The organism is Pseudomonas sp. AGC41 (assembly GCF_057334555.1).
Map to the genome: position 1 here is coordinate 1 of NZ_JBHFJB010000145.1, position 12,292 is coordinate 12,292.

Annotated in this window: 11 protein-coding genes; 8 read left to right on the forward strand and 3 right to left on the reverse strand. The window is 62.7% G+C overall.

The window, feature by feature from the left end; genetic code table 11:
- On the reverse strand, positions 1 to 949 hold a 949-nt coding region (locus tag ACE04F_RS23260; protein WP_486110083.1), incomplete at its 3' end, for an OprD family outer membrane porin.
- A gap of 421 nt (positions 950 to 1,370) precedes the next feature.
- Here ACE04F_RS23260 and ACE04F_RS23265 point away from each other — a divergent pair.
- The 5 genes from ACE04F_RS23265 (at position 1,371) to ACE04F_RS23285 (ending at position 6,736) form a co-directional block, all read left to right on the forward strand.
- A complete protein-coding gene (locus ACE04F_RS23265) occupies positions 1,371 to 1,649 on the forward strand; it encodes a hypothetical protein (protein WP_434601158.1) in 279 nt (92 codons plus the stop codon).
- Between the two features lie 235 nt (positions 1,650 to 1,884).
- On the forward strand, positions 1,885 to 3,543 hold the full coding sequence (locus tag ACE04F_RS23270) for an MFS transporter (RefSeq protein ID WP_486110084.1): 1,659 nt from the start codon (positions 1,885 to 1,887) through the stop codon (positions 3,541 to 3,543).
- Positions 3,540 to 4,673 (forward strand): HlyD family secretion protein, encoded by a 1,134-nt coding sequence (locus ACE04F_RS23275; protein ID WP_486110085.1) that lies wholly within the window; start codon positions 3,540 to 3,542, stop codon positions 4,671 to 4,673. Before ACE04F_RS23270 ends, ACE04F_RS23275 begins: the two co-directional genes overlap by 4 nt.
- A gap of 91 nt (positions 4,674 to 4,764) precedes the next feature.
- Positions 4,765 to 6,249 carry a helix-turn-helix transcriptional regulator gene (locus ACE04F_RS23280; RefSeq protein ID WP_486110086.1) on the forward strand — a complete coding sequence of 495 codons (1,485 nt, stop codon included), beginning with the start codon at positions 4,765 to 4,767 and terminating at the stop codon, positions 6,247 to 6,249.
- 238 nt (positions 6,250 to 6,487) lie between these two features.
- On the forward strand, positions 6,488 to 6,736 hold the full coding sequence (locus ACE04F_RS23285) for a DUF1652 domain-containing protein (protein WP_486110087.1): 249 nt from the start codon (positions 6,488 to 6,490) through the stop codon (positions 6,734 to 6,736).
- Between the two features lie 200 nt (positions 6,737 to 6,936).
- Here ACE04F_RS23285 and ACE04F_RS23290 read toward each other — a convergent pair whose 3' ends face one another.
- Together ACE04F_RS23290 and ACE04F_RS23295 are read right to left on the reverse strand one after the other, a co-directional pair.
- Entirely contained in the window at positions 6,937 to 8,322 is a 1,386-nt protein-coding gene (locus tag ACE04F_RS23290) for a sensor histidine kinase (RefSeq protein ID WP_486110088.1), read from the reverse strand.
- Entirely contained in the window at positions 8,300 to 8,983 is a 684-nt protein-coding gene (locus ACE04F_RS23295) for a response regulator transcription factor (protein ID WP_486110089.1), read from the reverse strand. Before ACE04F_RS23295 ends, ACE04F_RS23290 begins: the two co-directional genes overlap by 23 nt.
- 271 nt (positions 8,984 to 9,254) lie before the next feature.
- On the opposite strand from ACE04F_RS23295, the gene hcnA reads away from it, so the two are divergent.
- From hcnA to hcnC, 3 genes are read left to right on the forward strand one after another with little or no spacing between them, the layout of a single operon-like run.
- Positions 9,255 to 9,581, forward strand: coding sequence for a cyanide-forming glycine dehydrogenase subunit HcnA (hcnA, locus tag ACE04F_RS23300; RefSeq protein ID WP_486110090.1), 327 nt, complete (start codon positions 9,255 to 9,257; stop codon positions 9,579 to 9,581).
- Positions 9,578 to 10,996 carry a cyanide-forming glycine dehydrogenase subunit HcnB gene (gene hcnB / locus ACE04F_RS23305; RefSeq protein ID WP_486110091.1) on the forward strand — a complete coding sequence of 473 codons (1,419 nt, stop codon included), beginning with the start codon at positions 9,578 to 9,580 and terminating at the stop codon, positions 10,994 to 10,996. The genes hcnA and hcnB overlap by 4 nt, the downstream gene beginning before the upstream one ends.
- The gene (hcnC, locus tag ACE04F_RS23310) at positions 10,980 to 12,239 is read left to right on the forward strand and encodes a cyanide-forming glycine dehydrogenase subunit HcnC (RefSeq protein WP_486110092.1); all 1,260 of its coding nucleotides are present in this window, start codon (positions 10,980 to 10,982) and stop codon (positions 12,237 to 12,239) included. Before hcnB ends, hcnC begins: the two co-directional genes overlap by 17 nt.
- Positions 12,240 to 12,292 lie beyond the last annotated feature (53 nt).

Below are 12,292 nucleotides of genomic sequence, written 5' to 3' on the forward strand. Positions count from 1 at the left end.
GCATCCAGGCGTCATCGCCGCCGACTTTCTGCAGGCCGACATAGAAGGTGTTGCCACCGTATTTGGCCGAGAGCATGGCGAACGCGGTCTTGTTGTCGAGGTCGCCGGCCAGGGCGCTGCCGTCTTCCTTGCCGATGAAGTAGCCAAGGTTGGCGCCCAGGGTCCAGTCGCCCATGGGTTGGCTGTGGGTCAGGTTGAAATATTGCTGCTGGTAGATGTCGGACAGTTCCGCGTACCAGACGCCGACCTGGGTGCGCTTTTCGTTGAAGGCGTATTCGCCGCCGCCGAAGTTGAAACGGTCGGAAGTGAACGCACCGCGGCCGTTCATCGACATGTCTTCCATGCTCGCGTCGTTGCGCGGGCTGTTGCCACGGAACTGGCCGCCATAGAGGCTCAGGCCGTTGATCTCGGTGGAAGTGACCTGGCCGCCCTGGAAGGTTTGCGGCAGGGAACGGCCATCGTCGGAACGCAGGATCGGCAGCACCGGCATCCACTCGCCGACTTTCAACTCGGTCTTCGAGACCTTGGCCTTGAGGGCCACGCCCAGACGGCCGAAGTCATCGGCCGGGCGACCGTCGTCGTGCACCGGCAGCAACTGGGTGCCGGCGGTGCCGCGACCGCCGTCGAGCTTGACCGAGTACAGGCCGAGCACGTCCACGCCGAAACCGACCGTGCCCTGGGTGAAACCGGACTTGGCGTCGAGAATGAAGCTTTGCGTCCATTCCTCGGCCTTGCCTTGGGCGGCGGCGTCGTTGACGAAGTTGCGGTTGAAATAGGCGTTGCGCAGATTCAGCGTGGCTTTGGCATCATCGACAAAACCCGCGGCGCTGGCGGTCATGGGCAAAAACATGGCCAGGCTGCTGCAACTGATCAGCCCCAGGGCGACATGCGATGTGGAAAAAGGACGGGTTGGACGGTTCTTGGGCGAAAAACGGACACGTGTGCTCACTCTGACGCTCCCTTGCTTTTTTGTTGTTTTTATTTGTTATACGTCGTCGTACAACATGGCGGAGATTATTTGGTGGCGGCTGATTCTTGTCAACTGGCCATTACTGCGATTTTTCTTCCGGGTGGCCGTTGATGGGTAGGTGTTCCCAGGTTTATAGAGACGTTCCTTTAGGCTGGAAAGGCTTTGCTGTGAAGGAAAAAGGTATTCTCAGCATAGGTGCGAGGAGCCCGGGTTGTGCGATGACTGGTCTAAGACATTAGTCGAATGGCCTGCCGATAAGGCTTTCGCGGGGGGGGGCAAGCTCCCTCGCCACAAGAGCATCGGCGGCGTTTTCAGTCATCGAACAGGCACAAAAACAGGCCGCCAGCGCAAAAAGGAGTAACCTGCCGCCCTGTTTTGATCCCCTTGCCATGGACCCCCTATGTTTCCCAATGCCGAGCGCTACAACCACTCCACCGAATACGCCAACAAACTGGTCGACCGCATCGGCCAGACGCCGGCCTGGATTGCCTTGCGCATCGGCATCACGGAAAAACGCATGCGCTACATCCTCGCCGGCTCGCGCACGATCAAGGGCGACACCACCGAAATCCTTATGTCTTACGCCGAGCAGTTCTGCCTGGAATGCCTGGCCGCCGAGGCCAAGGCCGCCAAGGATCGCGCCCGCTCGAAAGCGGCAGGCCCGGCCAGCGACGCCTGAACCAGCTCGGTCCGTGGCGAGGGAGCTTGCTCCCGCTGGCTGCGTAGCAGCCCATCTTGAAGACGCTGCATCAGCGGCACCGAGTGGCCAGTGATGGGGCTGCTGCGCAGCCAGCGGGAGCGAGCTCCCTCGCCACGAAAGCATCTGCGGCACTTCTTGGCGTTCCTTGTCGTCGAACAGGCATCTGCGAAATTTTCAGCGATCTATTGTCGCCATGTATCCGCAAGGTTTCTGAATGGATCACTACACCCCGCGCGCCTGGCAGCCGCACGAACGGCCGACGCTGCCCGGTTCGCCCTCGACGCCGTTGCATCCCACGCCGAAGCGGCTTGCCTACGCGCTGGTTGGCGTGCTGGTGGCGTTGACCGGGGGCTTGGGCAATTCGCTGGTGATCGCCAATCTGCCTTATCTGCAAGGGTCCCTGGGAGCCACCACGGCAGAGATGGCCTGGTTGCCCGCGGCCTACGTCATGACCAACGTCTCGATGAATCTGCTGCTGGTGAAGTTTCGCCAGCAGTTCGGCTTGCGCGCGTTCACCGAGGTGTTCCTGGCGCTTTACGCCCTGGTGACCTTCGGTCATCTGTTCGTCAACGACCTGAACTCGGCGATCGCCGTGCGCGCGGCCCATGGCATGGTCGGTGCGGCCCTCAGTTCCCTGGGCCTGTATTACATGGTCCAGGCTTTTCCGGCCAAGTGGCGGCTCAAGGCGCTGGTGTTGGGGCTGGGCACTTCGCAGCTGGCGTTGCCGATGGCCCGGCTGTTCTCCGAGGATCTGCTGCAAATCGCCGAATGGCGTGGCTTGTACCTGTTCGAGCTGGGCATGGCGCTGCTGTCGTTGGGTTGCGTGCTGCTGCTCAAATTGCCGCCGGGGGATCGCTTCAAGACCTTTGAAAAACTCGATTTCCTGACCTTCACCGTGCTCGCTAGCGGCGTCGCCTTGTTGTGCGCGGTGCTGTCGCTGGGGCGCATCGACTGGTGGTTGGAAGCGCCATGGATCGGCGTGGCCTCGGCGGCCTCCATCGTATTGATCCTGGCAGGCTTGGCGATCGAACATAACCGCAGCAATCCGATGCTGATGACGCGTTGGCTCGGCAGCGGGGTGATGATCCGTCTGGCCCTGGCAGTGATTCTGATCCGCATGGTGACCTCGGAACAGTCCACCGGGGCGGTGGGGTTCCTGCAAGCGCTGAACATGAGCAGCCAGCAGATGCACAGCCTTTACGTGGTGATGCTGGTCGGCAGTATCGCCGGACTGGTGACCAGCGCGCTGACGATCAACCCGGCGCACCTGTTCATGCCGCTGATCATTTCCTTGGCATTGATGGCCACGGGGTCGGTGATGGACAGTTATTCGAACAACCTGAGCCGTCCGCAAAACATGTATTTGAGCCAGTTCCTGCTGGCGTTCGGCAGCACGTTTTTCCTCGGGCCGACGATGATCCTGGGTGTGCGCAATGTGCTGACCAACCCGCGCAACCTGGTGAGTTTTTCGGTGTTGTTCGGGATCTGCCAGAGCCTCGGCGGCCTGGTGGGCGCCGCGGTGCTCGGCACGTTCCAGGTGGTGCGCGAGAAATTCCATTCCAGCCATCTGGTGGAGAACCTGAGTCAGTTCGACCCTCGCGTCGCCGCGCGGGTCGACAGCGGTGGTTCGGCGGTGGGTTCGCTGATTGCCGATCCGGGCCTGCGTCACCTGCATGGCCTTCGCAGCCTTGCCGCGGCGGCTACCCGTGAAGCCAACATATTGGCCTATAACGATGTGTTCATGCTGATCGCGGTGATTGCCGTGCTGACGATGATCTGGATCTCCATTCGTGCGCTGTGGCTGATGAGCACCACCCAGCCCGCCGCAGCGCCTGCTCCTTCGCCACAACCCAGCGGTGCCACTCCTCCATGACCGAACCGACCACCACGACCACCAATGCCATCGCCGATACGCCGGAAGACCAGGCGCCTCCTGCCGCTCCGGCGACAAAACCGCGCTCCCTGCGAGTGCGAATGCTTTCATCCCTCGGGTTCGCCGCCGTGGCGATTGTCGGTGTGCTGGTGGTGCTTTACGCCTGGCAATTGCCACCGTTCAGCAGCGCCGTGGAAACCACCGAGAATGCCTTGGTGCGCGGGCAGGTGACGATCATCGGGCCGCAGCTCAGTGGTTATGTCCATGAAGTCCCGGTGCAGGACTTCCAGTTCGTCAAGGCCGGTGATCTGCTGGTGCGCCTGGATGATCGCATCTACCGGCAACGGCTCGACCAGGCGCTGGCGCAACTGGCGGTGCAGCAGGCCGCGCTGGCCAACGTTGTGCAGCAGCGCAACAGCGCCGAGGCGACCATCAAGCTGCGCCAGGCAGCGCTGGCCGACAGCCAGGCCCAGGCCCGCAAAGCCACTGCCGACCTGCGCCGCAACGAGGAGCTGATAAAGGACGGTTCGGTATCCAGGCGTGAACTGGACCTCAGCCGCGCCGCCAGCGCCCAAGCCACCGCAGCCGTCGCCCAGGCCCAGGCCAGCCTGGAAATTGCCCGGCAGGACCGGCAAACCGTGATCGTCAACCGCGGCTCCCTCGAAGCCGCGGTTGCCAGCGCCGAGGCAGCGGTGCAACTGGCGCGCATCGACCTGTCCAACACGCGCGTGTTGGCGCCACGGGACGGCCAGCTGGGGCAGATCGGCGTGCGCCTGGGCGCCTATGTCAATTCCGGAGCGCAGTTGATGGCGCTGGTGCCGAACCAGAAGTGGGTGATCGCCAACCTCAAGGAAACCCAGATGGACAAGGTGCGGGTCGGCCAGCCGGCCAGCTTCACCGTGGATGCCCTCGGCCACCGCCGATTCCAGGGGCATGTCGAACGCATTTCCCCGGCCACCGGCTCCGAGTTCAGTCTGTTGCAGGCCGACAACGCCACCGGCAATTTCGTCAAGATTGCCCAGCGCGTACCGGTGCGCATCACCGTGGATCCGGACCAGCCCGAAAGCGAACGGCTGCGGCCGGGTATGTCGGTGGTGGTGAGCATCGATACGGCCGCCAGGCAACGCTGATCCGGAAAAACCTGACGCTTCCCATGCAGGGAACGTGTATCTCATGCAGCAGTCGTAACCACCATGCGCCTCTGACCCTCATGGAGAATCAATGAATCTGGAAGTCCCGAGCACCGATACCAATCGCCGCCAGCTGCTGCAGATCATCGCCGGGCTATCGGATGGCGTGATGCTGATTGAAGTCGACCAGACGATTGCCTGGGCCAACGAAGCAGCGTTAGTCATGCATGGAGTCAAGGAGCTTGGCGAATTGGGCGCCAATGCCAAGGAATATGCCCGGCGGTTCAGTTTGCGTTATCGCAACAATCATTCGCTGCCTGAAGACAACTATCCTATCGCCCGGGTCGCTCGCGGCGACGAATTCAGCGATGTGCTGGTCGAGGTGACGCCGGTGGCCGATCCGGACCGCACCTGGGTGCACCGCATCCGGAGCATGGTGCTGACCGACCGCAACGACGCGCCGGAATACCTCGTGCTGATTCTCAGCGACGCCACGGAATGGGCCAGCGCGGAACAGCGCTTCGAGAAAACCTTCGGCGCCAACCCGGCACCGGCGGTGATCTGCCGTCTCAGCGATTTGCGCTATATCAAGGTCAACGCGGGTTTCCTCGAAATGACCGGCTACAGCCGCGAACAGGTGATCGGCCGTTCGGTGTATGAACTGGATGTCCTTGAGGCCGCCGAAAAGCGCGACCTGGCCGTCGAGCGCCTGGGGCAGGGCGCGACCATCCCGCAGATGCAGGCGGAACTGCGCTTGCCGGACGGCACCAATAAACAGGTGATTGTCGCCGGCCAGCCGCTGGACCTGCACGATGAAGATTGCATGCTGTTTTCGTTCATGGACATGGAGCCGCGACGCAAGGCCGAAACAGCGCTGCGCCAGAGCGAGGAACGCTTTGCCAAATCATTCCGACTGTCGCCGGTGCCAACGTTGATCTGCAGCGCCGAGCTGCAACTGGCGGAAATCAACGAGGCCTTTCTCCAGGCGACGGGTTATGCCAGCGAAGAGCTGCTGGGCCGCACCGTGGATGAAATCGGCTTTCTCGACAAAGAGGCGGCCTCGACGTTGTTCGGGCGCCTGGAAAAGACCGCCACCGTGTCCAGGATCGACGTCAAGGTGCACAAAAAAGGCGGGGAGCAGATCGACTGCGAAGTGGCGGCCGATACCGTCATCATCCAGGACAAACCGTGTTTCCTGCTGGTGCTGATGAATATCACCGAGCGCAAGCGCTCGGAGCTGGAGCTGGTGGCGGCCATCGAAGAGGTGATGAAGGACGCGTCGTGGTTCAGCCGCACCCTGATCGAAAAACTGGCCAATGTGAAGAGCATCAATGCACAGACCCCGACGACCTCTTTCACCGAGCTGACGGCCCGGGAGCGTGATGTACTGGGGCTGATTTGCGAGGGTCTGGCGGACAAGGAAATAGCCGCGCGCTTGAAGCTGGCCCCCAACACCGTGCGCAATCACGTGGCGACGCTGTATTCGAAACTCGACGTCCATAGCCGCAGCGAGGCAATTGTCTGGGCGCGGGAACGGGGCTTGTTTGCGAATGAATGGCGAATGAAGGCGCCATGATAGCCAGTGCAAATGCACCTGGCGCTCTGGTGCAAATTCAGGTTCTGCTCAGGCCGCAACGTCCTTAGGCTGGGAGGGTGCGGCATTGCTGTTGATGTCGCGTCCCCACGCAACAGTCAAGGAATACGCCACGATGTGCAGCAAACCGTTCAAATGTGAGATCGACAGGACGTCTGCGGGAGCCAGGAGGCCGGGTATGGCCACCGGTCATTTGCGACTTCGAAGCTGAGGTGCACAGATGACCCATCTGGCTCCGTTACGTACCCGACTCGAGAAAAGCTTTGCGCCGCTGGCCTGTGAATGCAGCCTCAATGGCGACGGCACACTGACCATTCGCCTGTATCGCCAGGAAAGCGGCGAGGTCGACCTGGTGGTGAGCGGCATGAGCGTCGACAGTGTTCGCTCCGAGGAAGGCTTGAACAAGCTGATCGATGAACTGCGCTATGAGCTTTACAACACGCCGCTGCATCGCAGCGATCCGGCCTGATTCCTAAGCCCGACGCGATCCTGTGGCGAGGGAGCTTGCTCCCGCTGGAGCGCGCAGCGATCCCGAACCTGTCGAATCAGCAGTCCTCAGGCACACCGCGCCTGTCAGCTTGCGACTGCTGCGCAGCCGAGCGGGAGCAAGCTCCCGCGCCACGGGGACTGCATAAACCATGGGGTCGCGTCATCCACGGGACTGCGTCATCAAAGCAACGTCGCCCGACAATCCAGCGCCAACCGCGCCCCACCCAGCTCGCTGCGATCCACTTCCAGGGTAAACCCGTGCAAGGTGACAATCGCCGCAACGATCGACAGGCCCAGGCCGAAGCCGCCGTGCTGGCTGCTGCCCTCGGCGCGGTAGAAGCGCCGGAACACCGCCTTGCGTTCCGCCTCGGGGATGCCAGGACCGGAGTCGAGCACCTCGATGCGGCTGCTGTCGCCCTGGTCGACGCCCCGCAGGATCACCTCGCCGCCCGGCGGGGTGAACTTGATCGAGTTGCTCAACAGGTTCGACACCGCCTCGAACAGCAACGCCCGATCTCCGTTGAGCAAGGGCAGGCTGTCGGGCACTTCCAGGGTGAAGGCCAGCTCGCGTTCTTCGGCCAGCGGCAGGTAGAAATCATGCAGTTCCTGCAATAGTTGCAACGGATCGAGACGCACGAAACCGGAGCGGCGCTGCTGGTCCTCCAGTTCCGAAATCCGTAACAGACCGCGAAACCGCGCCATCAGCGTATCGGTTTCGGCAATCACCTGATCCATCTGCAGCGCTTCCGGAGAGCCATCCGCCGCTTCCTGCTGGATGCGATAAAGCTGGGCACGCAGGCGCGTCAGCGGGGTGCGCAAGTCATGGGCGATGTTGTCGCAGACGCCCTTGACCTCATTCATCAGCCGTTCAATGCGATCGAGCATGGCATTGACGATGGCTGCCAGCATGTCCAGTTCATCGCGACGGCTCGACAGCGGCAGGCGATGGGTCAGGTCGCCGGCAACAATGGCTTCCGCGCTGGCCTGCAAGGCGCGGATACGCCGCAGCGGCCGACGACGCAACAGGTGCCAGCCGGCGATGCCCGGCAGGATGGTCAACGAGACACCCCAGAGCAGCGCGTGCAGGATGATGCGGGTCACGGCGAACAGCGAGCCGTTGTCCCGCGCCAATACCAGCCAGCGGCCGTCCTGGGTGCGGGTCGCGACCGCGTCGCAACTGTCGGAAGGGATCATCGGGTCGTCGGAGTCGACGCAGCCACCGAGCATATGGATCTTGCCGTCCAGGGGCAGGTCGGCGGGGATGTGCTGGATCGGTCCACTCAAATGGCGCAGTTGCGGGTCGAACAGGCCGTAGGCGTCGACGCCGCGTTCATCCAGCGACAGGCTGGCCATGAGCGCGTCTTCCAGCTGTTCGCCATGGATCCGCGCAAACAGGTGCTGGCGCTGCATCAGCGAATGCTTGGCGAGGCTGTCGAGGTAACCGAACACCTCGTAATACATCACTCCCATCAGGATCGCGCTCCAGATCACGAACAGCGAACTGTACAGCGCCAGCAGGCGGCTGCTGGAGGAGCGCCAGCCCTTAGCGGGGTTCAGCAATGACATAACCGGAGCCTCTTACCGTGCGAATCAGCGGTTCCAGGCCCGGCGGGTCGATCTTCTTGCGCAGGCGACCGATGTGGACGTCGATCAGGTTGGTGCCCGGGTCGAAGTGATAACCCCAGACTTCTTCGAAAATCATCATGCGCGAGAGGATCTGGCCACTGTTGCGCATCAGGAATTCGAGCAACTTGTATTCGGTGGGCAGCAGGCTCAACAACTGGTCGTTGCGGCTGGCCTCGCGGCTGATCAGGTTCAGCTCCAGGTCCGCCACCCGCAGCACGGTTTCCGGTTCGCGGGCGCCGTTGTTGCGGCGCAGCAGCACTTCGACCCGGGCGGCCATTTCGTCGGTGGCGAACGGCTTGGTCAGGTAATCGTCGCCGCCGGCCCGCAGGCCACGCACTCGCTCGTCGACATCGGAAAGGGCGCTGATCATCAGGATCGGCGTGGCCACACCCATGCTCCGCAGTTGGGTGACGATCACCAGGCCGTCGAGCTCGGGCAGCATGCGATCGAGGGTGATCAGGTCGTAGTCACCGCTGACCGCCCGTTCCAGGCCCTCGCGGCCGTTGTCGACCCAGTCGACGTCCAGGCCGTTGCGGGTCAGTTCGGCGACGATTTCACGGGCAGTGACGGCGTCGTCTTCGATGGTCAGGATACGGTTCATGGGCGTTACCGGTTGGGAAATGGAGCTATTGCGCAGCATTCTGCCAAAGATTACCTGTCGGCTTTCTGAAAAAAAGTTCATGGGCGCCGGCAGATGCATTCACTGGCCTGGATCAATACTTCGTCACAAATAATCCCTAACATATTCCCGCACGCACCATCATGCTGCGTCCGGCGCTGTGTTCTGCCGCTGTGCTGGCGGGCTCTGGCGGGGAAGCTGCTGGTACGTGGCGCAAGGAGCCGAGACCTACTGATCTTTAAGGAAGAGTCGCATGATCAACTCCCAGGATGTTCTACGCCGAAAATTCGATATTCAGCCGCTGAAACGGGCCGACATGACCGTACGCCTGGACGGTCAGGCTGTTGAGGCCGCCGAGGGTGAGACCGTCCTCACCGTCATCCAGGCTCTGGGGCGGCGCCAGGTGGCCTGCAACGACCACGGCCAGCTCAGCGGGGCCTATTGCGGTATGGGCATCTGCCAATGCTGCCTCGTCAAGATCGATGGCCGCCACAAGCGGCGGGCCTGCCAGACGCTGGTGCGGCCGGGCATGCAGATCGAAACCCGGGCCAACCGCATCGCCGTAACGGAGGCGCCATGAACCTCGATCCGGTGATTGTCGGCGGCGGGCCGGCGGGTATGGCGGCGGCCATCGAGCTGGCTGCCAACGGTCTGCGTTGCACGTTGCTCGAAGAGGCGCCACGCCTGGGCGGCGTGGTGTACCGCGGGCCGCTGCGCGATGGCGTGAGCCTGGATTACCTGGGCGCGCGTTACAGCGAGGCCCTGGAAAAGCTCCATGGGGAATTCCAGCGCAACGCCGGGCTGATTGATGTGCGATTGGGCAGTCGGGTCATCGGTGTCGAGGGGTTTCGCGCCTTGATGCTGCTGGACGCCGACGAGCGCTTGCGGGAAGTGGCCTATTCCCAATTGATCCTGGCAGCCGGTTGTCATGAACGCAGTGTGCCGTTTCCTGGCTGGACGCTGCCCGGCGTGATGATGCTCGGTGGCCTGCAATTGCAGATCAAGAGCGGCGTGGTCAAACCGCCGAGCCCGGTGCTGATCGCCGGCACCGGCCCGTTGCTGCCTTTGGTGGCGTGCCAGCTGCACGCCTCGGGCGTCACCGTGGCGGGTGTCTACGAAGCCTGTGCATTCGGCAGGATCGCCAGGGAAAGCCTGGCGTTACTCAACAAACCGCAATTATTCCTCGATGGCCTGGGCATGCTGGCGTACCTCAAGCGGCACCGCATTCCGCTGCGCTATGGCTGGGGCGTGGTGCGCGCCGAGGGCGAGGGTGAACTGGGCAGCGTGACCGTTGCGCCTTACTCCGCCGACTGGAAGCCGGACCTTGAACGGGCTGAACAGCTGTCGGCCCAGACGCTGGCGGTCGGCTACGGATTTATCCCGCGCACGCAGTTGAGCCAACAGATGGGGCTTGACCATGGCTTCAGCGAAGACGGCTACCTGCGCGCCGTGTCCGATGCCTGGCAGCGCAGCAGCGAAGCGCATGTCCACCTCGCGGGCGACATGGGCGGGATTCGCGGCGGTGAAGCGGCCATGTTGAGCGGGCGCATCGCGGCGCTGTCGGTCCTGCTGCAGCGTAATGTCCTCGATGAAGCCACGGCGCTCCAGCGTCGCAAGCGTTATCAGACCCAACTGGACCGGATCATTCGCTTTCGCGCCGGCGTTGATCGTTACACCCGGCGCGGCGCCGGCCAAGTCGCGCTGCCAGCCGCCGATACAGTGATCTGCCGCTGCGAACACGCCACCCGCGCCGACATCGACCGCGCCCTTGAACAGGGCGTGCAAGACATGGCCAGCCTGAAGATGCGCACCCGCGTGAGCATGGGTGATTGCCAGGGTCGCCTATGTGTCGGCTATTGCACCGACCGTCTGCGCGAAGCCACCGGACGCACCGATGTGGGTTGGCTGCGGCCACGCTTTCCGATCGATCCGATTCCTTTCTCTGCGTTCCAGAACGACGACTCGGAGGTGGTTTCCCATGATCAGGCACTATGACGTCGTGATCGCCGGTGGTGGAGTGATCGGCGCGTCCTGCGCCTATCAACTGTCCAAGCGCAAGCACCTGAAAATCGCCCTGATCGATGCCAAGCGTCCGGGCAACGCCACCCGCGCGTCGGCCGGCGGCCTATGGGCCATCGGCGAGTCGGTGGGGCTGGGCTGCGGGGTGATTTTTTTTCGCATGATGTCGGCCAACCGCAAGCGCCAGGCCCAAGGCGCGGCCGTGGCGGTGGATGCCAGCACGCCGCATATCCTGCCTGACGCGTTTTTCGATTTCGCCTTGCAGTCCAACGCGATGTACCCGCAATTGCACAAGGAATTGATCGAGCGTCACGGCATGGATTTCAAGTTTGAAGAGACCGGGCTGAAGTTCTTGATCTATGACGATGAAGACCGTTCTTACGCCGAGCACATTGTCGCCTGCATTCCGCATCTGGCTGATCAGGTGCGCTGGCTCGACCAGGCGGCGTTGCGCGAGGCCGAGCCGAATGTCAGCCATGAGGCCTTGGGCGCGCTGGAGTTTCTCTGCGACCACCAGGTCAGCCCGTTCCGCCTGGCTGACGCCTACACCGAGGGCGCGCGGCAGAATGGTGTTGATCTGTTCTTCAACACCCACGTGACAGAGGTGTTGCGTGATGGCACTCGGGTGACAGGTGTGGGAACCGCCGAAGCCGGCGCATTCACATGCCGCACGCTGATCAATGCCGCCGGCGCCTGGGCGGCGGACTTGAGCGAGCAGGCGACAGGCGTGCGGATTCCGGTCAAGCCGGTCAAGGGGCAGATCCTGCTGACCGAGCGCATGCCGAAAATCCTCAGGGGCTGTCTGACCACCAGCGATTGTTATGTCGCGCAGAAGGACAACGGCGAAATCCTGATCGGCAGCACTACGGAAGACAAGGGGTTCGACGTGACCACCACTTACCCAGAGATCGTGGGATTGGTGCAAGGTGCGGTGCGGTGTATCCCGCAACTGGCCGACATCAACCTGAAACGCACCTGGGCCGGCCTGCGTCCCGGCTCACCGGACGAATTGCCGATCCTTGGGCCGATGCGCGGCGTGGAGGGCTACCTCAACGCCTGCGGGCATTTTCGCACCGGCATCCTGACCTCGGCCATCACCGGGGTGCTGCTGGACAAACTGGTGAACGACGAACCGTTGCCGCTGGACATCACACCGTTCCTGGCGGACCGGTTTGCGGTGGCGGCGGTTGCAGAGCCAAGGGAAATGGAACCAGCCTGAGAACCGAGTCCAAACCAGTGTGGGAGCGAGCCTGCTCGCGAAATCGGCGTGTC